Genomic DNA, 26,097 nt, shown 5'->3' with positions numbered 1-26,097 from the left:
GCCCCGCCGACGTGCAGGAGGTGGGGCTGGTGATCGAGAGTGGGCCGATGCGACCTGATGCCCGGGCCTGGTTCGAGCACCGCACCACGTCGGCCACCTCACTGGCCGAGATCGACGTCAACGCCCTCCTGCTGGCCAAGCGCCGCGGCGGGCACCGGGTGAGCCTCGTCCTCCCGGCACGCGACGAGGAGGCCACCGTCGGCGTCCTGGTCCGCGACCTCGCCGACTGCTGGGTGCGCGCGGTGCCCCTGGTCGACGAGCTGATCGTCATGGACTCCGACTCGACCGACCGGACCGCCGAGGTCGCCCGCGCCGCGGGCGCCGAGGTCGTCGCCACCCGCGACGTGCTGCCCGGCCACGGCACGCGCCCCGGCAAGGGCGAGGCGCTGTGGAAGGCGCTGGCCGTCACCTCCGGCGACCTGGTCCTGTTCATGGACGCCGACCTGCTGGGCGACGTCTCCCACTACGTGCCCGGCCTGCTCGCCCCCCTGCTGACCGACCCGCGGGTCGACTACGTGAAGGGCTGCTACACCCGCCCGCTCACCGTCGACGGCCAGCACCGGCCCGCCGGCGGGGGCCGGGTCACCGAGCTGACCGCCCGGCCGCTGCTCAACGCGCTGTGGCCGGAGCTTGCGGGCTTCGTCCAGCCGCTGGGCGGCGAGTACGCCGGCCGCCGGTCCGCCCTGGAGCAGGTCCCCTTCGTCTCCGGCTACGGCGTGGAGGTGGGGCTGCTGGTCGACCTGCTCACCGTCTGCGGGCTCTCCGGGCTGGCCCAGGTGGACCTCGGCGTCCGCCAGCACTCGCACCAGACCGAGGAGGCGCTGGGCCGGATGGCCGGCCAGATCGTCTCCACCGTGCTGGCCCGGGCCGAGCGCGGGCGGCCGGGCCGTCGGCGGCTGCAGCCCGGCGGGCTGCTCACCCAGTTCGCGCACGACGGGCAGCGTTTCGTCCCGAGCGGCACGACGGTCGCCGTCGACGAGCGGCCGCCGCTGTGCACGGTGGCGGAGTACATGGCGGAGCGCGCCGAGATCGTCGGGTAGCACCGCGCCTCCGGGCGGTGTGCGCGGAGGGCGCAGCACCTCGGCCGGGACGCCGGGCAGCAGGTGCGGGGTCCGCAGGGCGAGGGTCGCGACGCAACCGCGGGGCACCGCCACCGGCGCGAGCGCCCAGGCCCCGACGTGGCCGGCCGCCCGCACCGGGGTGTCGACCGAGCCGGGCGGACGGCGCAGCCCCACGCCCATCCCCTTCAGCACGGCCTCCTTCTGCGTCCAGCACCGGGTGACCGCGACCAGCCGCTCCGCCGCGGGCAGCGCGGCCAGCGCGGCCCGCTCGGCGGCGCTCAGCCAGTCCTCCGTGAACGCCCGCCGGGCCTCCGCGGGATCGTGCCGCTGCACGTCCAGGCCGACCGGGACCCCCGCGGAGACCGCGACCAGCCCGACGTCCCCGCCGGCCGAGCAGGACACGTGCAGGCCGACCGCGCGGGCCAGGACGGGACGGCCGTCGACCGTCTCCAGCGGGACCCGCTCGGCCGGCAGGTCGAGCAGCCCGCCCAGGACCCGGCGCAGCGCGGCCCGCAGCAGCACCCGGCGGGCCCGCACGGCCGGCACACCGAGCTCCGCCCGGGCGCGCTCGGCCGGCGCGAGGACCGCTGCCTCCTGCTCGACGTCCCACCCCGGATCGGTCAGGTCGACCCGCCAGATCCGGAGGAGCGGGACGGACCGGTCCGCCACGCGCCGTCCCGTCAGTCGGGCCGGGGCAGGCTCGCCGCGAGCGCGGCCGCCAGACCCGGGGCGTGCTGCTGCCCGAGCATGTCGTGGTGCGCGCCCGGGACGTCGACCACCCGCAGCTGGGGCACCAGCCGCCGCCACGTGTAGAGCAGCTCGGTGAACAGCGGGATCCGGCGCCGCGCCCGGAAGTAGGTGACCGGACCGGCGTACGGGGCCGGGCGGTAGTCGTTGTACGCGGTCTCCGCGTCGGCCAGCGCCCGCTCGTCCGCGGCCGGGCGGGAGAGTCCCCGCGCGCCGGCCAGGGCCTGGGCGAGGGTCCGGTTCGACATGCCCGGCACCAGCATCGCCGCCGCGCCGGCAGCCTTGCGCACCAGCTGCTGACCCCTGGTCAGCGAGCCGTACGGCGGCAGCACGTCGACCAGGCCGAGGAAGGCCACCTCCCGCCCCAGGCCGGTGAGCAGCTGGGCCATGTGGAAGGCCACCATCCCGCCGAAGGAGTAGCCGGCGAGCAGCACCGGCCCGGTCGGGCGCTCGGCGACCAGGCGCGCCACGTGCGCCCGGGCGATCTCCGGGATCGAGCAGCTCTCGCCGTCGGGACCGAGGACCCGGCCCGACACCCCGACGACCGGCCGGGGCGTGCGGAGGTGCTCGACCAGGTACGTGTAGCTGTCGACGTCCCCGTAGGCGCCGTGCACCAGGTGGAGCGGCGGCAGCGCGACGTCGCCCGCCCGCAGGACGGGCAGCGCGGCCGGCTCACTCGACGGGGCGGCGAGCGCCCCGGTCACCCCGCGCACGGTCGGGTCGGCGAGGAACTCCTCCATGCTGATCGATCTCCCGGTCTCCAGGCGCAGGCGGCGCAGCAGGGTCATGGACTGGCGTGAGGTCCCGCCGGCGTCGGAGAAGTCGACCTCCGGGGGGACGTCCTCGCCGAGCACGTCCCGGAAGGCCCGCGCGACGACCGCGCCCAGGTCGGACCCGGCCACGGGGACCGGCTCGGGCCGCGGCGAGGGAGCGTGCGCTGCGGCCGCCGCGGCCAGCTCCGCCAGGACCTCGGGGTTCCGCAGCGCACCGGTGTTCCGCACCGGCACGCCGTCCAGCGTGTCCCGGGCCGCCCGCTCGGAGAGCTTGCCGCTGTGCGTCGTGGGCAGCCCGCTGACGGCCAGGACGACGGAGGGCACGTGCGCCGCCGACCCCTCGCGCGCCAGGACCGACCGGATGCGCCGGACCAGCGCGTCGTCCAGCGCCGGCCCCGGGCGGAGCACCACGACGAGCACGAGACGGGTGCGGCCGGGCACGGTCGGGTGCCGCTGCTCGAGGGCCATCGACTCGGCCACCTCGGGGACCCGGTGCAGGATCGACCGGATCTCCGCGGGACCGATCCGGATGCCGTCGACGTTGAGCACGCCGTCCGACCGGCCGTGCATCCGGGCGGATCCGTCCGCGTCGACCTCGATGAGGTCGCCGTGGGTCCACACGCCCGGGTGCTGGCTGAAGTAGGCCTCGTGGAATCGGGCGCCGTCGGGGTCGTCGAGGAACCCGACCGGCCGGGAGGGGAACGGCTGCCGGCAGACGAGCTCGCCCACCTGCCCGAGCACCGGGCGGCCGTCCTCGTCGAGCGCGGCGACGTCCAGGCCGAGGCTGAGCGACTGGCACCGGCCACGCCGGACCGGGGCCTCGGGGTGGCCGAGCACGAAGCAGCCCATCAGGTCCGTCCCGCCGGAGATGGACTGCAGCGGGAGGTCGCCGACGGCGTCGGCCACCCAGTCGAACTGCCAGTCGTGCAGCACCGAGCCGGTGGACAGGACGGCGCGCAGCGACCCCAGGTCGACGGCGTCCCGCGGCCGGTAGCCCTCGTCCTCGCACAGCTGCAGGTAGGCGGGGCTCGTGCCGAAGACGGTGACGCCGTGGGCCGCGACCAGCTCCCACAGCGTCCCCGGCCCGTCGACCACACCGTCGTAGAGCACGACGTGCGCGCCCACGGCCAGGGCCGAGAGCTGCCAGTGCCACATCATCCAGGCGGTCGTGGTGTGGAAGTAGAGCGTGTCCGCGCTGCTCAGGTCCAGGTGCAGCCGGTGCTCCTTCACGTGCTCCAGCAGGCACCCCCCGGTGCCGTGCACGATGCCCTTCGGCGGCCCGGTGGTGCCCGAGGAGGCCATCACCCACAGCGGGTGGTCGAAGGGCACCCGGCGCCAGGACGGCGGCGCGGCGTCGTCCGGGAGGGCGGCGACCAGGTCGGCCAGCCGGGTCACGGGGACGCCGTCCGCGGCCGGCAGCGGCAGGTCGTCCAGCAGCACCACCCGGCGCACGGTGGGGAGCTCCGCCAGCAGGGCGCCGAGGACGTCGTCCGCCCCGGCCGTCCGGTGCACCAGGAGGGTCTCCGGGCGCAGCGGGGTGAACCGGCCGAGCAGCGCGCGCGGCCCCATCGCGGGCATGGCGGTGGCGAGCGGAGCCCCCAGGGCGGCGACCGCCAGGGCGGCGACCGCGGTGGCCGGCCGGTTCGGGGCCACCGCCGCCACGGGTCCGCCGGAGCCGACGCCCAGCGCGGCCAGCGCCCGGGCGGTCCGGGCCACCAGGTCCCTCAGCTCACCGCGGGTGTACCGGACGACCGCCCCGTCCCCCTGCACGCCGGTGAGGGCGGGCCGCCCGTCGTCGACCCCGGGCAGCGGCCGCAGCAGGTTCTCCGCGTAGTTCAGCCGGACGCCGGGGAAGAACGCCGCGGTCTCGACGTCGTCGCCGGTGCGCACCGGCTCCGGCGAGCCCTCCCAGGCGAGGTCGGCCCAGTCCAGGAAGGTCCGCCAGAACTCCCGCGGCCGGGCCACCGAGAGGCGGTGGAGGTCGGCCGGCGACCCCAGCGCCTGCTCACCGGATCCGGCGAACCGCAGCCGGAAGTCGGTGAGCTGCGGGCGCCGCCCCGGGTGTCCCGCGGCCAGCGGGTGCGCCGCGATGCCGGCGCTCACGCCGTGCTCCTGCCGCGTCGAGACCACCGTCGCGCCACGGGCACCTCGCCTGACTCAGGGTCGTTGGGGGCCACAACGTAGGACCGGCCAGGTCCGCCGCCAAAGGGCAGCGGCCGGGATTCACTCAGGCGAGTGGCGTGCCGTCCAGGGCGGCGACGAGGTCGCCGGGGGTGTCGTAGAGGGCGACCGCCCCTGCGTCGCGGAGCTCGTCGTCCCCGAAGCCACCGGACCGGACGACGATCGCCGGCATCCCGGCCCGCTTGGCCGCCTCGACGTCCCACACCGAGTCGCCGACGACCACCGCCGGCGCGTCGGGCGCCGCGCCGAGCTTCTGCAGCGCGACCTGCAGCAGGTCGGGGTTGGGCTTGGTCGCCTCGGCGTCCTGGCTGGAGGTGACGGCATCGGCGATGTCCCCCGCGTCGAGCAGGTCGACGAACGCCTCGACGTGCTGCGGCTTGCCGGAGCTGGCGAGCACCAGCCGGTGCCCGCGCTCCTTGACCGCCAGCAGCAGGTCCCGGGCGCCGGGCAGCGGCGCGATCTCGTCGATCAGCTGGTCGACCTCCTCGACCCACCGCTCCCGGGCCGCGTCGCCGATCCGCTCCTCCACGTCGTCCCCGCCCAGCGCGGCGACCAGCTTGTCCCCGCCCATCCCGATCAGCCGGTGGATGCGCCAGACGGGGAAGGTCTCGCCGAGCGAGCGGAACGCCCGGTACCAGGCCAGGGCGTGCTGGTAGTTCGAGTCGACGAGGGTGCCGTCGACGTCCAGGACGGCGATCGTGGGTTCGGGCATGGGCTGGGGCTGCCCAGCCGGACGCCCGCTCACCCCTCCCGCTCCCGGCACGGCGGGCGGCGCGGGACCGGGGCGGCGGTCGGTGTCGCGGCGGGCGTCCGGCCCGGCGGTGCGGCACGATCGGACGCCATGACCGACACCGACGCCCGTGCTGCCCGCACCGGCGCACTCGGACCGGTCGCCACCGCCCCCGGTGCCGCGCCGCCGGACACCTCCGCCTGCCCCGGCTGCGGCGCCGTCCTGGTGGTCGTCCCGGGGCTGGCCGGTGCCCACCCCGGCGCCTCCGCCGGCTGCGCCGAGCTGTTCCGGGTGTCGGTACGCGGGCTGCGGGACGAGGCCGCGCGGGACGCCGGGGCCGCCGGGCTGCTGCGGCTGGCCACGACCGCGTACGACGCCCAGCACCAGGTCCGGGACGCCGTCCCGGTGGCACCCGTGCGGCTGTGCCTGCTCCTGGAGCGCGGCGACGACCCCCGCTCGGCCGCGGTGCCGGACGACCGCCTGGCCGAGGTGGCGCCGCGGTCGGTGACCCCGCCCCCGCGCTGGACGACGACGGTCGCCGACCTGGCCGCCGACCTGGACGTCGTGGACCTGCCGACCCTCGTGCGGTCCTGGGCGGGCGCGGTCTGGACCGACTGGTCGCCGGCCGCCGGGCCGCTCCGCGCCGCGGCCGGGAGGGCCCTCTCCGGCTGACCGCCGGCACCGGGACCTAGATCGTCCCCGTGGACGACGCCACGGGGGGCGGCCGTCGGGAGCTGCGCAAGGCGCAGACCCGGGCCGAGGTGCGGGCCGCCGCGCTGCTCCTCGCCACCGGCCGGGTGCTCGTCCTGGAGCACCGCCGGCTGCTGCTGGAGGGCGGCTCGGAGGAGTCCCGCCAGGCGGTCCGGCAGCTGACCACCGCGGCCCTCAGCATGGCGCAGGTGGGCGTGCAGGACCTCGCCCGGCAGCTGCTGGACCCGCCCGCCGAGCGGCCGCGCTGACCCCTCCCGGCCGGCTCAGACGTGCGCCACCGCGTCCGGCTCGATGATCGGCAGCAGCGCCTCGCGCACCAGCTGGTGGACCTCAGCGGTGGTCATCGGTGCCGCGGCGAAGCTGGTGTAGCGCTGCCACCACAGGGCCTGCAGCACCGACTCGAGCAGCCCGACCCGCGACTCCGGCAGCGGACGGCCCCGCCGCGCCTCCCGCGCGGCCAGCTCCCGTACCGCCCGCGCCAGGGGCCGCACCAGGGCCTCGTCCAGGCCCGCGCGCAGCTCCTCGTCGTGCCGGGCGGCGCCGATCAGGCTGGCGGCCGCCCGCTCGAGCCGGTCCAGCGGCCGGGTCCAGGGCTGCAGCAGCTGGCACAGGTCACCGAGCAGCGACCCGGAGTCCTCCGGCACCCGGACGAGGGTGGCGGTGCTGAGCGCGTGCCGGGCGAGCGCCGACATCGTCGGCCAGCGCCGGTAGATGCCGGCCTTCCCGGCCCGGGCCCGCGCGGCGACGCGGTCGCTGTTCAGCCGGCCCCAGCCCTCGTCGGCCAGGATGTCCAGGGCCACGGACACCAGCTGCCCCGAGAGCTCGGTGGAGAGCGGCCGGCCCGGCGAACGGGGTCCGGCCGGCTGGGCAGAGGCGTCGGTGGTGGTCACCGTGCAATCGTTCCCCAGAGAGTGGATTGACCACAACAAGTGCTCCGACGCACAGTGAACTCACATGCCGGGAACGCCCGCTCATGCACCGGCGGCCGGCTCCACGTGCGCCTTCAGACTGGCCCCGTCGTCGGAGACCCAGCCCCGCGTCCGGGCCTGCTCCACCATCCCGTCCCACTGCTGCGCCCAGCCGTCGGCGGTGGCCCTCGACTCGGCGGCCGACCGCAGGGCGGCCACGTCGAGCCAGGCGGTGCCGTCCTCGAGCCGGCCCAGGCCCGCGGCCCGCAACGCCGCGTCGGCCTCCTCGTCGGTGACCGCGCCCACGGCCATGTGCAGCCGGGTCAGGTCGTCGACGTCGGCCACCTGCACCTCCGGCACCTCATCAGCGCCCCCGATCACCTCGACGATCATCCGATCTCTCCTCCGTTCGTTGGGACTCGTGGCCGACCCTGGAAGGCCCCGTTGCAGGAGCCCACGCTGAGCCTGCGAAGCGTGGGGGGCAACGGGGTCCTTCAGACATGCCACGGGAACCTGGTGAAGTCGGCCGGCCGCTTCTCCAGGAACGCGTCCCGGCCCTCGACCGCCTCCTCCGCCATGTAGGCCAGCCGGGTGGTCTCACCGGCGAACAGCTGCTGCCCGACGAGGCCGTCGTCGACGAGGTTGAACGAGTACTTCAGCATCCGCTGCGCCGTGGGGCTCTTGGCGACGATCCGGCGCCCCCAGTCCAGCGCGGTGCGCTCCAGCTCGGCGTGCGGCACCACCTTGTTGACCATGCCCATGCGGTGCGCGTCCTCGGCGGAGTACTCGTCGCCGAGGAAGAAGATCTCCCGGGCGAACTTCTGCCCCACCTGGCGGGCCAGGTAGGCCGAGCCGAAGCCGCCGTCGAAGCTGCCGACGTCGGCGTCGGTCTGCTTGAACCGGGCGTGCTCGGCGCTGGCCAGGGTGAGGTCGGCGACGACGTGCAGGCTGTGCCCGCCACCGGCCGCCCAGCCGGGGACGACGCAGATGACGACCTTCGGCATGAACCGGATCAGCCGCTGCACCTCCAGGATGTGCAGCCGCCCTCGCGCGCCCTCGCCGGCCTCGTAGCCGTACCGGCCGCGCACCCGCTGGTCGCCGCCGGAGCAGAAGGCCCAGCCGCCGTCCTTGGGGCTGGGCCCGTTGCCGGTGAGCAGCACGCAGCCCACGTCGGTGGACAGCCGCGCGTGGTCGAGGACGGCGAGGAGCTGGTCGACGGTCTGCGGCCGGAAGGCGTTGCGCAGCTCCGGCCGGTCCAGCGCGACCCGGACGACACCGGCGTCCACGGCCCGGTGGTAGGTGACGTCGGTGAGCTGCTCGAAGCCCTCGACCGGCGCCCAGGCGGAGGGGTCGAAGATCTCCGAGACCTCGGCGCGCGCACTCACGCTGCGAACCTAGCCGCCGCCCGGTCCACCCGCTCCCCCGGCCGCCGGCCGCCTTTCCTGCTGGAATGGCGGGGTGATCCGGGTCGGGACGCTCAACCTCGCCTCCGGCCGGGACGCCGGGGGCCGGCCCCTGGACGCGCCCGCGCTCGCCGCGGCGCTGGCCGAGGTGGACGTCGACGTGCTCGCCGTGCAGGAGGTCGACGTCGCCCAGCCCCGGTCGCACTCCGTCGACCAGCCGGCGACGCTGGCCGCGGCGCTCGGCGCGGTGGACTGGCGGTTCGCCGCGACGGTGGCCGGTACCCCGGACCCCTTCCGCAGCTGGCGGCCGGCCGACCCGCCCCTGCTGCGCGGCCCGGACGACGCGCAGGCGGCCGGCCCGCACTACGGCGTCGCCCTCTTCTCCCGGCTGCCCGTGCGGCGGTGGGCGGTGCGGTCGCTGGGCGCCGGGCGGGCGCGGCTGCCGCTGCAGGCACCCGACCCGCGCACCGGGCGGTCGCGGTGGTGGTGGTTCCCGGACGAGCCCCGGATCGCCGTCGCCGCGGAGCTGCGGCCGGCCGGCGGCAGCGGGTGCACCGTCGTCGCCACCCACCTGTCCTTCGCCCCGCACACGGCGCTGCGGCAGCTGGCCCGGCTGCGCCGGTGGGCGCGGTCGCTGCCCGGGCCGGTCCTGCTGGCCGGCGACCTGAACCTGGTGGGGCCGGTCCCCGGGCGGGTGTTCGGCGCCGGCCGGCTGGTGCGCGCCCCCAGCTACCCCGCCGACCGGCCGCGGGTGCAGTTCGACCACGTGCTGGGACCGGCGTCGCTGGCGGCGCACGACCCGCGGGCGCGGCGGCTGCCCCTGGGGGACCACCGGCTGGTGACGGTGACGGTGGCGCCCGCGCTCAGGTGAGCAGCGGTCGCAGCACGGGGAGGGACGCCGCCAGGCCCGGGTGCAGCGGCACCTCCGGGAGCCCGTCCACCGGGAACCAGCCGACGCCGGAGCTCTCCTCGTCCAGCCGCAGGTCGGCCGGCTCCAGCGGGCGGGCGGGGACGGCGAGCACGGTCGTGTAGCTCCAGCCGCCGTGGTCGTCGACGGACGCTCGACCGAGGACGACGTCCTCGCGGACCAGCCCGAGCTCCTCCCCCGCCTCCCGCAGCGCACCGTCGGCCGCGGACTCCGCCGGGTGCAGCGCCCCGCCGGGCGTGCCCCAGGTGCCGCCGTGGTGCGACCAGTCCGCGCGCAGCTGCAGCAGCACCTCGGTGCCCGTGGGCCCGGGCCGGTGCAGCAGCAGCCCCGCCGCGCCGGCCAGCCCCCAGTGGCGGTGCCCGCGCCGGCACGTCGTCCAGCCGTCCGTCGGGGAACGCACCCGCCGTCCTCCCTCGTCGTCGGCGCCTGGGTCCGCCAGTCTCCCCCGTCCGGCCGGAGCTTGCGCCGCGCCGGGCAGACTGGCGGCATGGCAACCGTGCAGCTGCGCCGTTACGTGATGGAGCCGGGCCGGCTGGCGGACTTCGTGGCCTGGTTCCCCTCGCTGGTCCCGGCCCGGGAGCAGTACGGGTTCCGGCTGCTGTTCGCCCTGGCCGACGACGAGCGGGAGACGTTCACCTGGGCGGTGGCCTCCGACGGGGACGAGGCGGCGTTCCTGGCGGCGGAGGCCGAGTACGACCGCTCGCCCGAGCGCGCCCGGGTGTTCGAGACCTTCCCCGACGGGATCGCGGCCAAGGAGATCGGGTTCGCACGACCCGTGGTCTGAGCCGCTGGCAGGATGCGGCGCGCTCGACCTGACGCCCCGGAGGAGACGCCTTGACCGCACCGTCGCGGACCACCACGACCATCGCCGGGTTGCCCGCCCTGCTGGGGCAGGAGCTGGGCGCCAGCGAGTGGTTCGAGGTCACGCAGGAGCGGGTCGACACGTTCGCCGACGCGACCGACGACCACCAGTGGATCCACGTCGACGTCGAGCGGGCGCGGCGGGAGAGCCCGTTCGGCGGCCCGATCGCCCACGGCTACCTGACCCTGTCGCTGCTGACCCCCATGTACAAGCAGGTGCTGCAGGTCAGCGACGCGGTCATGGGCCTGAACTACGGCGTGAACAAGGTGCGTTTCCCCGCCCCGGTGCCGGTGGGCGCGCGGATCCGGCTGGCCGCGACGCTCACCGGCGTCACCGCGATCGCCGGCGGGCTGCAGCTGACCGTCGGCGCGGTGGTCCAGCGGGAGGGCGGCGGCAAGCCGGTCTGCATCGCCGAGCTGGTGTACCGCGTCTACGGCGCCCCGGCGCAAGGGGCCTCCTAGGCTCGACGGCGTGCGCATCGCCGTCTTCACCGGTTCCCAGCTCGGCCCGGAGTCCCACCGCCGGGCCGCCGCCGCGTTCGCCGCCGACCTGGCCCGGGCCGGGGTCGGCATCGTCTACGGCGGCGGGGACGTCGGCCTGATGGGTCTGGTCGCCGACGCGGCGCTGGCCGCCGGCGGCGAGGTCGTCGGGGTGATCCCGCAGCACCTCCTCGACGACGAGGTGGCCCACCGCGGGCTGCCCCGGCTGGACGTCGTCGCCACGATGCACGAGCGCAAGGCCCGGATGGCCGAGCTCGCCGACGCCTTCGTGGCGCTGCCCGGCGCCGCCGGGACGCTGGAGGAGCTCTTCGAGGCGTGGACCTGGGGGATGCTCGGGCTGCACGCCAAGCCGACGGCGCTGCTGGACGTCGAGGGCTTCTGGCAGCCGCAGCTGGCCCAGCTGCGACGGATGGTGGACGACGGCTACCTCGCCGCCGACCGGCTCGCGGCGCTCGGCGTGGTGCACGACGCCGCCGGGCTGCTCGCCTTCGTCGCGGGCTACCGGCACCCGGCCCGGAAGTGGACCCGGCCTCCGGCGGCCTGACCGGTTGGCGGAGGGGCGCGCTGGGCACGGGCACCCCATGCGCCTGAAGAACACCGCGGTGGCCGTCCTCATCGCCGCCAGCACCGCCCTTACCGGCTGCGCGGGGTCCAACACCGACGTCGAGCGGGGCGAGACCAACTGCGACGGCGGATCGGGCAACTCCCAGGACGAGAACTGCGCCGAGACCAGCACCCCGACCCCGGCGGACAACACCTGACCGGCCCCGCGGGCCCACGGTGGAGCACGCGGACGTGCTGGTCGTCGGCGGCGGTCCGGCGGGGGCCGCCTGCGCCGCGGCGGTCCGCCGGGCCCGGCCGGACGCCGACGTCCTGGTGCTCGACCGGGCCGGCTTCCCGCGGGACAAGGTGTGCGGCGACGGGATCGCCCCGGAGGCGCTCGACGTGCTCGCCGGGCTCGGGGTCGACGTCCCCGCGCTGACCGAGGGGTACCCCGCCGTTCCGCGGCTGCGGCTGACCGGCCCCCGCGGGACGACGGTGGAGCGGGACACCGCCCGGCCCTCGGTCGTCGTGCCCCGCGCCGTCCTCGACGGGCGGCTGCTCGCGCAGGTGCTCGCCACCGGGGTGCGGTTCGCCCGGCACACCGTCCGGCGGGTCACCGCGCACCCCGGGCACGTCGAGGTGGACGGCCGGTTCCGCGCCTCGGCGCTGGTCGGCGCGGACGGCGCGGAGTCCGTCGTCCGCCGGTCGCTGGGCGTGCCGCCGAACCGTGCGGACCGGCTGGCCGTGGCGATCCGCGGCTACGCGCCGGTGCTGCCCGGGCCGGCCGGCGTGCAGGTGGTCACGACCACCGGGCAGCGGTGGCCGGCCTACGCCTGGTCCTTCCCGCTCGGGGACGGCCGCGCCAACGTGGGCTACGGGGAGCTGGTCTCCGGCGGGGTCACCCGGTCCGGGCTGGTCGAAGGCCTGCACCGGCTGCTGCCGGGAGTGGAGCCCGCCGGACTGCGGGCGCACCGGCTGCCGCTGTCGACCGGGCGGCCGCGGGTGCCCGACGGGCGGGTGCTGCTGGCGGGCGACGCGCGCTCGCTGGTCAACCCGCTGACCGGGGAGGGCATCTTCTACGCCGTGCTGTCCGGCGCGCTCGCCGGGCGGGCGGCCCTGCACGGGGCCGGCGCCGGCCGGGTGCACCGGCGGCTGCTGGGCCGCCGCCTGGGACGGCACCTGCGGTCGGCGGCCGTGGCGGCGCAGCTGAGCCGGTGGCCGGCCCTGATGGACGCCGCGGTGCGGGCCGCCGCCGACGACCAGCGGGCGTTCGACGACGTCGTCCGGCTCGGGCTCTCCGACGGCACGCTCGGCGCGCGGACCCTGGCCGCGACCGCGCGCCGGCTGCGCTGACCCGCCGGGTGGAGGGCTCGCCTGCTGTCACTGAGCCGGGTGATCGGCGGCCCCGCCGGCACCGAACACCCGGCCATCGATGAGATGATCTCCCGGGTGCGGAGGCGGGACCGGGGACGGTGCCGCTGACGGCGCCACCGGCGCGGGGCTCCTGGGGCCCGGGCCGCCGGGATCCACGCGCGCCGGGACGGCGCGGACGCGCAGCAGACGAGGGAGGTACGGCACGGTGTCCAGCGTGCTCATCACGGGGGGTGCGGGCTTCATCGGCTCGCGGCTGAGCGCCGCCCTCCTCCGGGACGGCCACCGCGTGGACGTGCTCGACGTGCTGCACCCCCAGGTCCACGCCGACGGCGAGTGGCCGGCCGACCTCGCTCCCGCGGCCGGCCGGCACCGCGTCGACGTCACCGACCTCGACGGTCTGGAGGACGTGCTGCGCGAGGTGCGCCCGGAGGTCGTCGTCCACCTCGCCGCGGAGACCGGCACCGGCCAGTCGCTGACCGAGGCCAGCCGGCACGGCCGGGTCAACGTGGTGGGCACCACCACGCTGCTGGACGCGATGACCCGGACCGGGCACGTCCCGCAGCACCTGCTGCTCGCCTCGTCCCGGGCCGTCTACGGCGAGGGCCGGTGGCGCGAGCAGGGCGGCGAGCCGTTCTACGCGCCGGTGCGGGGCGCCGCGGAGCTGGCGCTCGGGCGCTGGGACCCGATCGGCCCCTCCGGCCCGGACGTCCCGGTGACCCCCGAACCGCAGCTGGCCGGGACGGTCGAGCCACGACCGGCCAGCGTGTACGCGGCGACCAAGCTGGCGCAGGAGCACCTGCTGCACGCCTGGGCCTCGGCGATGGGGGTGCGCCTGTCGGTGCTGCGCCTGCAGAACGTGTACGGGGCAGGGCAGTCCCTGGCCAACCCCTACACCGGCGTCCTCACCGTCTTCGCCCAGGAGGCGCTCGCCGGCAACGTCCTCGACGTCTACGAGGACGGCCGGATCCTCCGCGACTTCGTCCACGTCTCCGACGTCGTGGCGGCCTTCCGCTGCGCGCTGCGGCGGGAGGCGTCCGGTCCGCTGCTGGTCGACATCGGCTCCGGGCAGCCGACCACGCTGCTCGAGGTGGCCACGCTGATCGCCGAGCTCGCCGGGGCACCGGAGCCGGTCGTGTCCGGCCGCTACCGGCTCGGCGACGTCCGGGCGGCCTGCACCGACGTGTCGGCGGCCGGCGAGCACCTGGGCTGGGCGCCGCAGACCGCCCTGCGGTCCGGTGCCGACGAGCTGATCAGCTGGGTCCGCGGCGCGCGGGCAGCCCATGTACCGACCCGGGCCTGAGGAACGGGATCCCCGCACGCCCGTCGCCGACCGCCGTCCCCGGGGAGCAGCCGGATGAGCGGCGCGCCCGACGAGCCGGCCGCGGTCCCGCCGGGGACCGCCGGGAGGATGCGCTGGTCCGCGGTCCTGTCGCTGTGCTCCGGGGTCGTCAACCAGCTCGCCCTCCTCGTGACCGGGATCCTCGCCGCCCGGGCGCTCGGCCCCGACGGCCGGGGCACCCAGGCGCTGCTCACCCTGCTGCCGATCATGCTCTCGCAGGTCGGGACCCTCGGGCTGCCCAGCGCCGTCGTCTACTTCGTCGGGGCGTCCGGGGTGTCACCACGGAGCCTGGCCCGGCTGCTGCGCCGGCCGGCGGCCGTGCAGTCGGCCGTCGCCGCGCTCGTGCAGGTGGCGGTGCTGCTGGTCATCGCGCAGTTCTTCTCCGTCACCGACTGGGGCGCGGCGCTGGTCACCGTCGTCCTCCTGCCGATGCTGATCGCCCACGAGTACGCGACCGCCCTGATGCAGGGCCAGCACCGGCTGGTCGCCTTCCAGGTGCTGCGCAGCACGCCGAACGTGCTCTACGCGCTCGCGCTCGGCCACGTGGTCACCTCAGGGGTCGACATCGGCCTGCTGGACGTGATCGTCACCTGGATCGTCGCGCTCGCCGCCGGCACGGCGCTCTCCTGCTTCGTCGCGTGGCGCGGCCTGTCGCGCGACGGGCGGGACGGCGATGCCCGGCTGGTGGCCCGGATGCGCTCGTTCGGGCGGCGCTCCTTCCTGGGCGCCATCTCCCCGCTGGAGAACCTGCGGATCGACCAGCTCGTCGCCGGCTTCTTCCTCGGCCCGGCGGCGCTGGGCCTGTACGTCAGCGCCGCGGCGTTCACCGGGCTCACCCGGACGATGTCGCAGAGCGTCGGCGTCCTCGCCTACCCCGACGTGGCCCGCCGCCACCGGGCCGGCGAGGGCAGCGGCGCGGCGCGCCGGGGGGTGGCCTACCTGGCGCTCATCACGGTGGCGACGGCGGCGATCGCGCTGGTCGTCATCCTCACGGCGCCGTGGCTGGTGACGGTCACGTTCGGGCCCGAGTTCGCCGACGCGGCCGGCGCGGCCCGGATCCTCATCGTCGCCGGGGCGCTGCTCGCGGTGCGGCGGGTGGCCGGCGACGTCGCGCGCGGCATGGGCCGGGCCGCGGTCAACTCGTGGGCCGAGGGGGCGACGCTGGCCGCGCTGCTGATCGCCTTCCTCACCTTCGGCAACCACGGCTCGGCCGAGGCGGCCGCCTGGGCGGTCCTCGTGGCCGCGGGCTGCGGGCTGCTGGTCCTCGCCCTCCAGGTGGCGCGCCGCCCCGGCCGCCCGGCCGGGGCCGGGTCCGCGCCGGACCGTTCGACCACCGGATCACCGACCGCAGGAGAGCCCCGATGAGGGTCGTGTACCTGGCCACCGCGCCGCTCCCGTACGACACGCCCATCCTGAACGAGCTGAGCCGCCGGGTGGACCTGCACGTCGTCTACCTGGGCCGGTCGCACGCCATGTCCAGCTTCGTCGACGACTTCGGCACCCCACCGGAGTTCGACTGGTCGACCCACCGGTCGGTCTCGGTGCGGCTGCCCGGGCTGGACTTCTGGACCCAGGTGACGATCGGGCTGACCGGGAGGCTGGAGCGGCTGCGCCCCGACGTGATCATGTCGAAGAGCTGGAACCCGTTCATCCTCGAGGCGCTGGCCTGGAAGACCGTGCGGCGCCGGTCGTTCCTCATGTGGTCGGAGAGCAGCCGGTCCAGCGGGCTGCTGCGCGGGCGGGTCAGCCAGCTGCTGCGGCGGGCGGTGCTGCGGTCCTCGGACCGGATCGTCACCATCGGCTCCCAGGCCACCTCGTGGATCACCGAGGACCTCGGGGTGCCGGCGGACAAGGTGACCACCTCCTGCCTGCCCTCCGGGTTCGCCGACCAGGCGCGCAACCGGGGCCTCTACCGCCGGATCGGCCGGTTCGACCCGGCCGCGCCGCGGTTCCTGTTCGTCGGCCGCCTCGTGGCGCTCAAGCAGCTGCCCCGGCTGCTGGACGCCTTCGCGATGGTCCGGGCGGAGCACCCCGCCGCCACGCTGACGATCGTCGGGGACGGCCCGATGCGGGCCGAGCTGGAGGCCCGCGCCGGTGAGCGCGGGTCGGGGGTCACCTTCGCGGGCTGGGCGGAGGGCGACGTGCTGAGCAGCACGCTGCGGGAGCACGACGTCCTGGTCCTGCCCTCCGAACGCGAGGTGTGGGGGCTGGTGGTCAACGAGGCGCTGGCCCACGGCCTGTACGTCATCGCGACCGACGCCGTGGGCAGCGCGCACGACCTGCTGGTCACCCCGGCCGTCGGCGCCCGGGTCCCGGTGCACGACACCGTGGCGCTGGGGACGGCGATGTCCGCCGCCGTCGCCGCGCAGCGTCACTCCGACGACGAGCGCCGGGTCCGGTCGGAGGCGGTCGCCGGGTGCAGCGCGGAGCGGTTCGCCGCGGACCTGCACGAGGCGGCGCGGCTCGCCGTCCGGGGCCGCCGGTAGCTACCCGGCGACCGCCACCCGGCCGCGACCGCCGCGCTTGGCGGCGTAGAGCGCGCCGTCTGCGGCGGCGTACAGCTCCTCCAGGCCGGAGGCGTGCGACGGCGCGTGGGCGACCCCCAGGCTGGCCGAGATCGCCAGCAGGCCGCCGTCGGGCAGCGCGAGCGGCGTGGCGAGGACGGCGTCGAGCAGTTCGGTGGCGCGCCGCTCGGCGACGTCGGCCGGGCACCTCGGCAGCAGCACGGCCAGCTCGTCGCCGCCCATCCGGCTGAGCACGGCGTCCCCGGACCGCACCACCGAGCGCAGCAGCCCGGCCACGTGCACGAGGGCGTCGTCGCCGACCGGGTGCCCGTGGGTGTCGTTGATCGTCTTGAACGAGTCGACGTCCAGCAGCACCAGCGCGGTGCCCTCCGGGTGCGCCGACGGGTGCAGGGCCCCGGCCAGCGCCTCGTCGAGCACCCGGCGGTTGACCAGGCCGGTGAGCGAGTCGACGGTGGCCTGGCGCTGCAGCATCTCGACCAGCCGCTCCTGCCGTTCGCCGGCGCGCACCAGCATGGCGGCCATCGCCACCATCACGGCGCCGGAGAAGCCCAGGTCGCTGATCGCGGCGCCGGCGGGCTGGAGGTGGAACAGGACCACCCCGTCGAGGCCGAGGGCCACCGTGGTGACCAGGGCGACGGCGTGCCGGTGCAGGTTGACCCCGGCCCAGAGGACGGGGAAGGCGAGGAAGGCCTGGGCACCGGCGGAGGGGTCGCGGGTGATCCAGTTCATCCCGCAGCAGAGGACCACGCCCAGCACCGCGATCAGCAGGTATCCGCCGCGGCGGTCCAGGCGCTCGACCGGAGTCGTCCGGTAGACGATCGCCAGCAGGCCGAGCAGCGCGGACGACGCCCAGGACGACACCCTGCCGGCGGTGCTGGCGGCGTTCGGGCCGAACAGCGAGAAGACGACGAGGGTGACGGCGCAGACCAGCAGCACCAGGACGGCGGTGCGCCCGGCCGCGTGCGGATCACGCGCCCTGGCCCACCCCGGTGCCCTCATGGTGGGGGGATCGGCAGCCGGGGAGCACCGATCGCACGCGATCGACCTGGCGGGACCCGAAGGGGTGAGTGCGCCTCGCGCGCACCCGGGACCGGTCAGTCCCGACCGGTCACCAGCGGGCACCCCGTCAGGGAGGAGGTCTCCACCTCGAACCCCAGCTCGACCAGGACCTCTGTGACGACGCTGTTCATCAGCTGCTGCACCGCGGCGTCGGCGCGGGCGCCCCGCACGCGGTCCAGGCTCATCCGGTCGTGCGGGCGCCAGCTCACCAGGACGCCGCGCAGGCCGGGCGCGGGCATCAGGCACACGCCGCCGGCGGAGCGGCCGGACGCGGTCTCGTTCAGCGGCAGGCCCGCCTCGACCAGTGCAGCGGCGACCTCCACGACGAGCGTGGTGAGCGGGTCGGTGTCCGACAGCAGCGTGTCCCAGTCCTCGGGGAGCCGGTCGAGCTGCTCGCCGAGCTCGCTGAGCCAGGCCAGCTCCTGCGGCGAGGGGCGGACCGCGACGGCGCCGTCGGCACGGCGGGCGCCGAAGACGGTGACGGCCGGCAGCCCCTCCGTCACGGCGGCCCAGTCGGCGTCGACCCGGTCGACGAACGGACCGGCCAGCACCTGCGTCGACCCGTCCACCAGCCACCAGGCCGGCACGTTCCCCTGCCCCGGCGGCGGGGAGGGACGGACGGCGAGACCCACGGCCTGCGCCTGCGGCTGCGCGCCGGCGTCCCCGGCCCCCGCCGTCCCCGACCGGCGACCGGCCGGGTGGGCGTCGGTTCGCGGCGCGGCCGCGCGCTGCGGCTCACGCGTCCGGTTGCGCTCGAACTCGTACCGGGCCGTCGAGCTCGACCCGAGGGCCACCACCAACCCGGTGAAGACGAGAAAACCCAGCAACGCCACCGTCGGCCACACCAGCGATCCGCCCATGCTCACGGAAGGACTCCTCAGCACCATTCGCCGCAGCCGGGGAAGTGCTGCGGGCTGGCGCAGAAATTACGGCTCGGCACCCGCCACGCCGCCCGTTCCGGACCACCCACGATGTTGCCGTCACCGGATCGTTGCGACCGGCCCGCGCCGTGGTCGATGACCGGCCCCCGGGCCGGAGCCTTGTCGACTTGCCGCACCGATTTGCGGCTCTGAGCTGGCCTTTCGTCGGTGACCGACCGATCGGCGGGTGCGGTCACCTCCACGCCGGCGAGCCGGGCGGCGTGTCCCCCGAGACCTCGCCGGACCGGACGGGGCCACGCGGTCCTACCGTGCCGTCAGCACCGCGTCGGTGACCCGGCGGATCGCCTCGTAGCAGTTGCACGCGTGGGACTGCAGCCGCGGCCGGTCGGTGATGGTGATGACGCCGCGGGCGTAGGTGATGCAGCCGTCCTCGGCCAGGGACCGGGCGACCTCGCTGACCGACGTGCGGCGCACGGCGAGCATCTGGGCGAGGAAGTGCTGGGTGAGCTCGAAGCTGGGGCTGTCCATCCGGTCGGCGGTCATGAGCAGCCAGCGGGCGGCGCGCTGGCGGACGTTGTGGATCCGGTTGCAGGCGGCGTTGCGTGAGATCTGGGTGAACAGCGCCTGCGCCGAGCGACGGAGCATCGCCGTGAGCGGGCCGTTGATGTCGTCGATGTGCTCGCGGAAGGCCCGCGCGTCCATGGCCAGCGCCTGGCCGGGCACCTGCACCACCGAGCGTTCGGTGGGAGCGTCGGCGCCGAGGTACACCGAGATGCCGACCACGCCCTCCCGGCCGATCGTGGCGGTCTCCACCACCTGGTCGCCCCCGAGGTCCGCGACGACGGAGACCACGCCGACCAGCGGGAAGTACACGCCGGCGACGGCGCGCCCGGCCTCGTGCAGCACCCGCCCGGCGGGCAGCGGAGCTTCCGACAGGTCGGGCAGCAGAGCAGCCAGCGCGCGGTCGTCCAGACCGCCGAGGACGGTGTTGCGGCGGGCGAGGCCGGGGTCGGCTGCCACGATGGTCTCCTCCGGTGCACGCGAGCGGGGTGCCGCGACCTGTCGGCGAGGATTCGTGGTCCCTCGTCCGCGGTCGGCGCGCTCTGGGGCGGAGGCTGCCCCTGTGCAACGGGGCGCGATCATCGTGGCGCATCCCGGCGCCGACCGCCAGGGGCGCCACCTCGTTCCGACCCGCCAATGTCGCGTACCGTACACATGGCCCGCCGGGCATCCGCGGCAACGGCATGACCGGCGGTGCACACCGGCGGGGTGGCACTCCAACCACGGGGCCCCCTGTCGGCTGGGCGGTCCGGTCCTCCGCGGCCGGCCGGCACCGTATCGAGAGGACCACGCGCGTGACCGCTCCCGCGGGCCGCGCCGGCTCGGCCCGCACGCGGGCGGCGCTGGACGAACTCGGCCGGCTGAGGCTGGCCGAGCACACCCTGCCGTCACTGCTGCAGCGGGTGGTCGACCTGGTCCAGCAGGCGATGCCGGCGGGCGCCGAGGTGTCGATCACGGTGGTCCGGGGCGAGCGACCCACCACGGCGGCCGCCACCGGACAGCTGGCGGGCGACCTCGACGAGGCGCAGTACGGGCGGGGCTACGGCCCCTGCCTGGAGGCCGCGTTCGGCAGCCAGTTCACCGAGATCGCCGACGGCCGCGCCGAGCACCGGTGGCCGGACTACGTCCCGGCCTTCCTCGAGCTCGGCGGGCTGAGCGCGCTCGCCGCGCCGGTGCCGGCCGCGCCACTCGTGGCGGGGCTGAACGTCTACGCGCGCTCGGCGCGGGCCTTCACCGCCGACGACCGGTCCGCCCTGGCCCAGTTCGCCGCCTACGCCGGTGCCGCGCTGACCACCATGCACGCCCTGCAGGAGGCGCGGGAACTCGCGGCGAACCTGCGCCGGGCGATGGAGTTCCGCGCGGTCATCGAGCAGGCCAAGGGGATCCTGATCGAGCGGCACAAGCTGACCGCCGATCAGGCCTTCCGGCTGCTGGCCGACGCCTCGATGCACACCAACCGCAAGGTCCGCGACGTCGCCGAGGACCTGGTGCTCAGCGGCGAACTGCCGCCCGTGTCCCCGCCCCGTGGCACCGGGACCCCCGCTGGAGGGGAGCACCCATGACCGACCCCGACGCCGACCGCCCGGCACAGGCCCCCGTCGAGCACCTGACCCCGGCCGCGGCGGTGGACCTGGGCACGGCTCTGACCCAGATGGCCGGGCTGGTGCTGTCCAGGGAGACCGTCGACACCGCCCTCCAGTTGGTCACCACGCTCGCCGCGACCACCACCGCCGGCACGTTGGGCGCCGCGGTCACCGTCGTCGACGAGCACGGCAAGCGCTCGCGCGCCGCGTCCAACTCCGCCGTCGAAGAGGCGGACGCCCTGCAGTACGAGTACGACGAAGGGCCCTGCTTGGCCGCCTGGCGGACCAGGGAGGTGGTGCGGATCGACGACACCACCACCGACGGCCGCTGGCCGCGGTGGAACGAGGCGGTGAGCCGGCTGGGCGTGCGCTCGGTGCTGAGCGCTCCCCTGCTGGTCGGCGACGAGTCGATCGGCGCGATGAAGGTCTACTGCGAGCGGCCGCGGAACTACGGGACCCATGACGAGCACGTCATGCGCCTGCTGGCCGCGCAGGCCGCGATCCTGCTGGCCAACTCGCAGAGCCTGCAGGAGGCCCGCCGGCTCAGCCGCCAGCTGACCGACGCCCTGGCCAGCCGCGACGCCGTCGCCCGGGCCACCGGTGTGCTCCTCGCCCAGGGCACGGCCAGCGAGGAGGACGCGTTCGCCGTCCTCGCGGCCGCCGCCCGGCAGGGCGACCGTCCGGTGCTGGACGTGGCCCGCGCGCTCGTGGCCACGGTGGCCGCCCGCAACCGCGCTGCCGGCGCCCGACGCCCTCGGCCATGACCACCGGCGAACGCCACCGGCGCATGGACGCCGCCCGTGTCCGGGCGGAGCTGACCGTGCAGGACCTGTGGCTGCGGTACGTGGCGCTCGGCGGCACCGGCGACGCCTTCGACCTCGACGGCTACCTGCAGGGGCTGGTGCCGCTGGAGACCTTCCAGCAGGACGTCCTCGCCCAGGCCCTCAACGAAGCACTCGAGGACGGCTACCGCAGCTACCACGTCCCGCTGTCGTCGCACCCGGGCGGCGACACCGGCCAGGACGGCGACGATCCGCTCGACCGGCTCATCGAGCGGCTCGTCGGCGATCGGTTGCCGGCCCCTCGGGAACTGCCCGAGCCGCCCGACCCCAGCCCGACGACGCAGTAGCCCGGCCCGGCACGTCGAGGGTCCGGGCGTCCGGGATGTCCGGAGCCATCACGGACCGGAGCCATCACGGAGCGGAGGGCGTGGGATTCGAACCCACGATGGGTGTAACCCCATAGCGGTTTTCAAGACCGCCGCCATCGGCCACTAGGCGAGCCCTCCCCCGGGCGCCTCGCCGGTCCGGGGACCGCAGTGCCAGGAACTCGGAGCGCTGACGCTACCGCGCCGGCCCCTGCCGGGTCCGACGCGCCCACCGGGCATGTTCGGGCGCCTGGCAGTGTTACGGCCCGTGAAGGTCCGCGACCGGTTCTCGTCGACCTGCCGACCGATCATCGTTCGAAGGACGTCTCCTGTCTGTGACCGCCCCCCAGCAGTCCCCCGGTGCCCGTCGCCGTGAGCGCACCTCCGTGCGGGAAGCCGCCGCCCGCGACGCCGACCGCACCTCGGCCTCCGACGAGCGCACCGCCCAGCAGATCTGGGTGGACGGCGCCGCCCCGACGCTGCCGACCCGGGCCTCGCGCCCCGAGCAGGTGGTCTTCCACCTCGGCCCGACCAACTCCGGCAAGACCTACGAGTCGCTGCAGGCGCTGGCCGCCACCGGCTCGGGTGTCTACGCCGCGCCGCTGCGTCAGCTCGCCCACGAAGCCTACGCCAAGCTGTCCGCCCAGCTGCCCGAGGGCACCGTCGGCCTGTCCACCGGCGAGGAGGAGATCAACCCCCTCGCGCGCATCGTCTGCTGCACCGTGGAGAAGGCCCCGCTGCGCGGCGAGCTCCTGGTCCTCGACGAGTCGCACTGGGTGGCCGACCCCGACCGCGGCCACCACTGGGCCCGGCTGCTGCTGACCGGTGAGTACCGGGAGATGCACCTCATCTCCGCGGCAGAGGCGTACCTGCTGCTCAAGCCGCTGGTCGCGGACGCCGAGCGCGTCGAGGTGGTCAACCACGAGCGGCTGTCGCGGCTCGACGTCCTGCGCGTCCCGGTGAAGCCCACCGGCGTCCGCCCGCAGACCCTCGTCGTCGCCTTCTCCCGCAAGACGGTCTACGCCGTCGCCGCCCAGGTCGACCAGCAGCGACCCGGCAAGGTGGGCGTCCTCTACGGCGCCCTGCCCCCGGCCACCCGCCGCGAGGTCATCGAGCGGTTCACCACCGGTGAGCTCGACGTCCTGGTCACCACCGACGTCATCGGGCACGGCATCAACGTGCCGGCCACCACGGTGCTCTTCGCCGAGACGGCGAAGTTCGACGGCTCGGAGGTGCGCCCGCTGCGCACCTGGGAGGCCGCGCAGATCGCCGGCCGCGCCGGCCGCTACGGCCTGACCGGGCACGGGACGGTCGGCGTGCTGACCGGCATCCCGGGGTTGAAGCCGGCGATCGGCCTGGTGGGCGAGGGCGCCGCGGTGGCCCGCGGCGACGAGCTCAGCGACCTGCCCAAGCGGGCGCCCCGGCTGCGCCCGGAGCTCGAGGACCTGGGTGCCTTCGAGCCGGTCGACCTGCCCGAGGCGCTCACCCGGTGGATGACCTGGGCCCGCCGCGCCACCCGTGACGAGGCGATGACCGCCGACGACGTCACCAGCCTGGTGCTGCGGGTGCACGCCCTGCTGCCCCTGCTGCGCGGCCCGCTCGGTGCCGCCGGTGACCTGCGCACCGTGTGGCGGCTGGTCAACCTGGCGATCGACTACAACCCGCCGCGGCGGATCCGCTGGCTCACCCTCGCCCGCGCGGCCCTGCGGCACGCGGTCGGGCTGCCGGTGGCCGCCGAGACCGTGCTGCCCGACGTCCCCCGCGGCGGCTCGGTGGAGGACTACGAGCAGGCCGCCGCGGCGGCCCGGGACGCCCAGACGCTGCTCCGCCAGTTCCCCGGCGTCGCCGGGCTGACCAGCGAGGACGCCGCCTGGGTCGAGGAGGAGTGCGCCGAGTCGATCAGCGAGCTGCTCCCCGACGCCATCTCGGTCAGCGGCTCCAGCCGGTGCGTGGAGTGCGGGACGTCGATCGCCCCGTGGTTCACCACCTGCAAGCCGTGCAGCCACCGGCCCGCCGGCTCGGCCCGGGACCACCGCGGCGGCTCCCGCGACCACCGGCCCGGCGGGCGGCCGGCCTCCCGCTCGGGATCGCGGCAGGGCCGCCGTCCCACCCGCTCCGGCCGGGGCTGACCTGCCAAGGTGACCGCATGGGGCCGCTGCAGGGACTGAGGGTCGTCGAGCTGGCCGGCATCGGACCGGGCCCGTTCGCCGCGATGCTGCTGGCCGACCTCGGTGCCGACGTGCTGCGGATCGACCGGCCCGGCGCGGTGTCCGCGTTCGGCCCCGCCGAGCTCGACCTGCTCGCCCGCGGCCGCCGGTCGGTCGCGGTCGACCTCAAGCACCCGGCCGGCTCCGCCACGGTGCTGGCCCTCGCCGAGCGCGCCGACGTGCTGCTCGAGGGCTTCCGGCCCGGGGTCGCCGAGCGGCTCGGGGTCGGTCCCGACGCCTGCCTGGCCCGCAACGAGCGGCTGGTCTACGGCCGGATGACCGGCTGGGGGCAGGACGGCCCGCTGGCCCGCACCGCCGGGCACGACCTCGGCTACATCGCCGTCACCGGCGCGCTCGCCGCGATCGGCCGGGCCGGCGGGCCGCCGCAGGTGCCGGTCAACCTGGTCGGCGACTTCGGCGGCGGGGCGATGTACCTCGCCGTGGGCGTGCTGGCGGCGCTGCTGGAGAGCCGGGTCAGCGGCCGCGGGCAGGTCGTCGACGCGGCGATCGTCGACGGGACGGCGCACCTGTCGACCATGCTGCACGGGATGCTCGCCGCCGGGCGGTGGGAGGACCGCCGCGGGGTGAACCTGCTGGACGGCGGCGCGCCCTGGTACGACGTCTACGAGACCGCGGACGGCGGGCACCTCGCCGTGGCGGCCCTGGAGCCGGAGTTCCACGCGCAGCTGCTCGACCGGCTCGGGATCGCCGCGGACGCCCCCGACCGCGACGACCCGGCGAACTGGCCGGCGTTGCGGGCGCTGCTGGCCGGCACGATCCGGCGGCGCACCCGCGCCGAGTGGACGGCGGTGTTCGAGGGTTCGGACGCCTGCGCGGCCCCGGTGCTGACCTGGTCCGAGGCCCACGAGCACCCGCACCTGCAGGCCCGCGGCACGTACGTCGAGCGCGACGGCGTCCCGCAACCGGCACCGGCCCCCCGCTTCTCCCGCACCCCTGGCGCGCTGGGCCGGCCGCCCGCCCGGCCGGGCGGGCACACCCGGGAGGCGCTCACCGACTGGGGCGTGCCCGACGTGGACGCGCTGCTCGCGAGCGGGGCGGTCCACCAGGCCTGACGAGCCGCCGGGGCGGACGTGGCCACAACTGCCCCCCGGTGCGCGGCTCATCCGCCGACGGTGACGTCGCCCCACGGCAGCCGCGGCTCGACCCAGGGGAAGACGACGAGCAGCAGCAGCGCGCACACGGTGAGCACCAGCACGACGGCGATCGCCGTCCTGCTCGCCGGGCCGCCGGGGAGGTGGCGCCAGATCCAGCCGTACACCGTGCCGGTCAGCCTCCGGTGAGCCCGGGCGGGCCGTCGGGCGCGTCGGCCTTGCTGATCGCCGCGCCGTCGAGGACGGCGTGCACGACCAGGCGCTGACGCGCGGAGTACCTGGGGTGGCAGGTGGTCAGGGTCAGGTACGCCCCGGACGCGCTCGCGCCGGGCGCGCCGGGGGTGGGCGCGATGACGCCGACCTCCTCCGGCCGGACGACGTGCAGACCCGGGATGCCGCTCGGGTCGGCGGCGACGTCCCCGCTGGCGGGGTCCCCGAGGACCCGGTAGACGAACCAGCTGGCCGCGGTCCCCACGACGATCGGGTCACCCGGCCGCATCCGGTCCAGGTCGAGGAACGGCGATCCCTTGCCGACCCGGTGACCGGCGATGGCGAGGTTGCCCTGCTGCCCGGGCAGCGCGGTGCCCACGTAGTGACCCGGCCCCTGGGACAGCTGGTCCTCGGACGTGCCCTGCAGGACGACCCGCTGGGAGTCCTCCCCCAGCCGGGGGATGCGCAGGACCGCGACCGGCTCGCCGACCGGCGGCTCGACCAGCGCCGCGGACGCGTCGACCGGCTGCCGGGTCCAGGCCTCGTCGACCTCCTCGGCCAGCTCGTCCTGCCGGCGGTCGTTGAGCAGGTCGGTGACGTGCACCTCGTAGACGACGAACAGCAGGACGACGAGCCCCGCCGTCACCAGCAGCTCGCCGAGCCCCCGGGCGACGGCGCGCCAGAGCCCGGCCGGAGCTCGACCTGCCTGTGCCATGTGCCGTCCCCCGAGGTCCACCGGCCGTCCGGTCGGC

General features: G+C 76.1%; 28 protein-coding genes, 1 tRNA gene and 1 pseudogene. 17 read left to right on the top strand and 13 right to left on the bottom strand.

The features are described from left to right. Window positions 1–29: 29 nt before the first annotated feature. On the top strand, window positions 30–1,040 hold the full coding sequence (locus HL189_RS03615) for a glucosyl-3-phosphoglycerate synthase (RefSeq protein WP_369132340.1): 1,011 nt from the start codon (window positions 30–32) through the stop codon (window positions 1,038–1,040). 174 nt (window positions 1,041–1,214) lie between these two features. On the opposite strand, the pseudogene HL189_RS03610 reads toward HL189_RS03615, so the two are convergent. The 3 genes and pseudogenes from HL189_RS03610 to HL189_RS03600 all read right to left on the bottom strand — a co-directional run. Beyond that, window positions 1,215–1,463, bottom strand: a pseudogene (locus HL189_RS03610) (4'-phosphopantetheinyl transferase superfamily protein); the annotation flags it as partial. A 278-nt stretch (window positions 1,464–1,741) separates the two neighbouring features. Next, window positions 1,742–4,684: an acetoacetate--CoA ligase gene (locus tag HL189_RS03605; protein WP_369132339.1), complete on the bottom strand. Its 2,943-nt coding sequence runs from the start codon at window positions 4,682–4,684 to the stop codon at window positions 1,742–1,744. Window positions 4,685–4,808: 124 nt separating this feature from the next. Continuing rightward, entirely contained in the window at window positions 4,809–5,474 is a 666-nt protein-coding gene (locus HL189_RS03600) for an HAD family hydrolase (RefSeq protein ID WP_369132338.1), read from the bottom strand. A 129-nt stretch (window positions 5,475–5,603) separates the two neighbouring features. Between HL189_RS03600 and HL189_RS03595 the strand changes: the two genes are divergently transcribed. Both HL189_RS03595 and HL189_RS03590 read left to right on the top strand, forming a co-directional pair. Continuing rightward, a complete protein-coding gene (locus HL189_RS03595; protein WP_369132337.1) occupies window positions 5,604–6,164 on the top strand; it encodes a DUF5946 family protein in 561 nt (186 codons plus the stop codon). A 29-nt stretch (window positions 6,165–6,193) separates the two neighbouring features. Continuing rightward, window positions 6,194–6,451 (top strand): hypothetical protein, encoded by a 258-nt coding sequence (locus HL189_RS03590; protein ID WP_369132336.1) that lies wholly within the window; start codon window positions 6,194–6,196, stop codon window positions 6,449–6,451. A 15-nt stretch (window positions 6,452–6,466) separates the two neighbouring features. On the opposite strand, the gene HL189_RS03585 is transcribed toward HL189_RS03590, so the two are convergent. The 3 genes from HL189_RS03585 to HL189_RS03575 all read right to left on the bottom strand — a co-directional run bounded on the left by HL189_RS03585 (window position 6,467) and on the right by HL189_RS03575 (window position 8,496). Then, on the bottom strand, window positions 6,467–7,093 hold the full coding sequence (locus HL189_RS03585; RefSeq protein ID WP_369132335.1) for a TetR-like C-terminal domain-containing protein: 627 nt from the start codon (window positions 7,091–7,093) through the stop codon (window positions 6,467–6,469). An 81-nt stretch (window positions 7,094–7,174) separates the two neighbouring features. Then, on the bottom strand, window positions 7,175–7,504 hold the full coding sequence (locus HL189_RS03580) for a hypothetical protein (RefSeq protein ID WP_369132334.1): 330 nt from the start codon (window positions 7,502–7,504) through the stop codon (window positions 7,175–7,177). Between the two features lie 101 nt (window positions 7,505–7,605). Further along, window positions 7,606–8,496 (bottom strand): 1,4-dihydroxy-2-naphthoyl-CoA synthase, encoded by an 891-nt coding sequence (locus HL189_RS03575; RefSeq protein ID WP_369132333.1) that lies wholly within the window; start codon window positions 8,494–8,496, stop codon window positions 7,606–7,608. A 73-nt stretch (window positions 8,497–8,569) separates the two neighbouring features. Here HL189_RS03575 and HL189_RS03570 point away from each other — a divergent pair, with 73 nt between their 5' ends. After that, entirely contained in the window at window positions 8,570–9,385 is an 816-nt protein-coding gene (locus HL189_RS03570; RefSeq protein WP_369132332.1) for an endonuclease/exonuclease/phosphatase family protein, read from the top strand. Here HL189_RS03570 and HL189_RS03565 read toward each other — a convergent pair. Beyond that, on the bottom strand, window positions 9,378–9,842 hold the full coding sequence (locus tag HL189_RS03565; RefSeq protein WP_369132331.1) for an NUDIX domain-containing protein: 465 nt from the start codon (window positions 9,840–9,842) through the stop codon (window positions 9,378–9,380). The two genes, HL189_RS03570 and HL189_RS03565, sit on opposite strands and share 8 nt — an antisense overlap. An 87-nt stretch (window positions 9,843–9,929) precedes the next feature. On the opposite strand from HL189_RS03565, the gene HL189_RS03560 reads away from it, so the two are divergent. The 8 genes from HL189_RS03560 (at window position 9,930) to HL189_RS03525 (ending at window position 16,546) form a co-directional block, all read left to right on the top strand. Then, complete coding sequence (locus HL189_RS03560) at window positions 9,930–10,226, top strand: hypothetical protein (protein WP_369132330.1); 297 nt, start codon at window positions 9,930–9,932, stop codon at window positions 10,224–10,226. 50 nt (window positions 10,227–10,276) lie between these two features. Beyond that, window positions 10,277–10,765: a MaoC family dehydratase gene (locus tag HL189_RS03555; RefSeq protein WP_369132329.1), complete on the top strand. Its 489-nt coding sequence runs from the start codon at window positions 10,277–10,279 to the stop codon at window positions 10,763–10,765. Window positions 10,766–10,775: 10 nt separating this feature from the next. Beyond that, window positions 10,776–11,348, top strand: coding sequence for a TIGR00730 family Rossman fold protein (locus tag HL189_RS03550; protein ID WP_369132328.1), 573 nt, complete (start codon window positions 10,776–10,778; stop codon window positions 11,346–11,348). A gap of 37 nt (window positions 11,349–11,385) precedes the next feature. Further along, window positions 11,386–11,565: a hypothetical protein gene (locus HL189_RS03545; protein WP_369132327.1), complete on the top strand. Its 180-nt coding sequence runs from the start codon at window positions 11,386–11,388 to the stop codon at window positions 11,563–11,565. A gap of 19 nt (window positions 11,566–11,584) precedes the next feature. Next, window positions 11,585–12,700, top strand: a complete 1,116-nt coding sequence (locus tag HL189_RS03540; RefSeq protein ID WP_369132326.1) for an NAD(P)/FAD-dependent oxidoreductase — start codon at window positions 11,585–11,587, stop codon at window positions 12,698–12,700. Window positions 12,701–12,935: 235 nt separating this feature from the next. Then, a complete protein-coding gene (locus tag HL189_RS03535; RefSeq protein WP_369132325.1) occupies window positions 12,936–14,021 on the top strand; it encodes an NAD-dependent epimerase/dehydratase family protein in 1,086 nt (361 codons plus the stop codon). A gap of 54 nt (window positions 14,022–14,075) precedes the next feature. Next, the gene (locus HL189_RS03530; protein WP_369132324.1) at window positions 14,076–15,425 is read left to right on the top strand and encodes a lipopolysaccharide biosynthesis protein; all 1,350 of its coding nucleotides are present in this window, start codon (window positions 14,076–14,078) and stop codon (window positions 15,423–15,425) included. Further along, window positions 15,422–16,546, top strand: coding sequence for a glycosyltransferase family 4 protein (locus tag HL189_RS03525; protein WP_369132323.1), 1,125 nt, complete (start codon window positions 15,422–15,424; stop codon window positions 16,544–16,546). Before HL189_RS03530 ends, HL189_RS03525 begins: the two co-directional genes overlap by 4 nt. Here the strand turns inward: HL189_RS03525 and HL189_RS03520 are convergent, their stop codons facing one another. The 3 genes from HL189_RS03520 to HL189_RS03510 all read right to left on the bottom strand — a co-directional run bounded on the left by HL189_RS03520 (window position 16,547) and on the right by HL189_RS03510 (window position 19,545). Further along, window positions 16,547–17,584, bottom strand: a complete 1,038-nt coding sequence (locus tag HL189_RS03520) for a GGDEF domain-containing protein (RefSeq protein ID WP_369132322.1) — start codon at window positions 17,582–17,584, stop codon at window positions 16,547–16,549. A gap of 95 nt (window positions 17,585–17,679) precedes the next feature. Continuing rightward, on the bottom strand, window positions 17,680–18,504 hold the full coding sequence (locus tag HL189_RS03515; RefSeq protein ID WP_369132625.1) for a hypothetical protein: 825 nt from the start codon (window positions 18,502–18,504) through the stop codon (window positions 17,680–17,682). Between the two features lie 324 nt (window positions 18,505–18,828). Further along, window positions 18,829–19,545 (bottom strand): Crp/Fnr family transcriptional regulator, encoded by a 717-nt coding sequence (locus tag HL189_RS03510; protein ID WP_369132321.1) that lies wholly within the window; start codon window positions 19,543–19,545, stop codon window positions 18,829–18,831. A 335-nt stretch (window positions 19,546–19,880) separates the two neighbouring features. Between HL189_RS03510 and HL189_RS03505 the strand changes: the two genes are divergently transcribed. From HL189_RS03505 to HL189_RS03495, 3 genes are read left to right on the top strand one after another with little or no spacing between them, the layout of a single operon-like run. Further along, window positions 19,881–20,648 carry an ANTAR domain-containing response regulator gene (locus HL189_RS03505; protein WP_369132320.1) on the top strand — a complete coding sequence of 256 codons (768 nt, stop codon included), beginning with the start codon at window positions 19,881–19,883 and terminating at the stop codon, window positions 20,646–20,648. Beyond that, window positions 20,645–21,433 carry a GAF and ANTAR domain-containing protein gene (locus tag HL189_RS03500; protein ID WP_369132319.1) on the top strand — a complete coding sequence of 263 codons (789 nt, stop codon included), beginning with the start codon at window positions 20,645–20,647 and terminating at the stop codon, window positions 21,431–21,433. Before HL189_RS03505 ends, HL189_RS03500 begins: the two co-directional genes overlap by 4 nt. Then, window positions 21,430–21,798, top strand: a complete 369-nt coding sequence (locus HL189_RS03495; RefSeq protein ID WP_369132318.1) for a hypothetical protein — start codon at window positions 21,430–21,432, stop codon at window positions 21,796–21,798. Before HL189_RS03500 ends, HL189_RS03495 begins: the two co-directional genes overlap by 4 nt. Window positions 21,799–21,870: 72 nt before the next feature. On the opposite strand, the gene HL189_RS03490 is transcribed toward HL189_RS03495, so the two are convergent. Continuing rightward, window positions 21,871–21,957, bottom strand: a tRNA-Ser gene (locus HL189_RS03490). 194 nt (window positions 21,958–22,151) lie between these two features. Between HL189_RS03490 and HL189_RS03485 the strand changes: the two genes are divergently transcribed. Together HL189_RS03485 and HL189_RS03480 are read left to right on the top strand one after the other, a co-directional pair. Further along, complete coding sequence (locus HL189_RS03485) at window positions 22,152–23,945, top strand: helicase-related protein (RefSeq protein WP_369132317.1); 1,794 nt, start codon at window positions 22,152–22,154, stop codon at window positions 23,943–23,945. A gap of 17 nt (window positions 23,946–23,962) precedes the next feature. Further along, window positions 23,963–25,096, top strand: a complete 1,134-nt coding sequence (locus tag HL189_RS03480; RefSeq protein WP_369132316.1) for a CaiB/BaiF CoA transferase family protein — start codon at window positions 23,963–23,965, stop codon at window positions 25,094–25,096. A gap of 47 nt (window positions 25,097–25,143) precedes the next feature. Here HL189_RS03480 and HL189_RS03475 read toward each other — a convergent pair whose 3' ends face one another. Beyond that, window positions 25,144–25,302 (bottom strand): hypothetical protein, encoded by a 159-nt coding sequence (locus HL189_RS03475; RefSeq protein ID WP_369132315.1) that lies wholly within the window; start codon window positions 25,300–25,302, stop codon window positions 25,144–25,146. Window positions 25,303–25,310: 8 nt separating this feature from the next. Further along, window positions 25,311–26,060: a class E sortase gene (locus tag HL189_RS03470; protein WP_369132314.1), complete on the bottom strand. Its 750-nt coding sequence runs from the start codon at window positions 26,058–26,060 to the stop codon at window positions 25,311–25,313. Window positions 26,061–26,097 lie beyond the last annotated feature (37 nt).

The organism is Modestobacter sp. I12A-02662, assembly GCF_041028325.1.
Lineage (GTDB): Bacteria > Actinomycetota > Actinomycetes > Mycobacteriales > Geodermatophilaceae > Modestobacter.
Note: the sequence above shows the minus strand (reverse complement) of the source record. Positions and strands in the feature narration are given on the sequence as shown.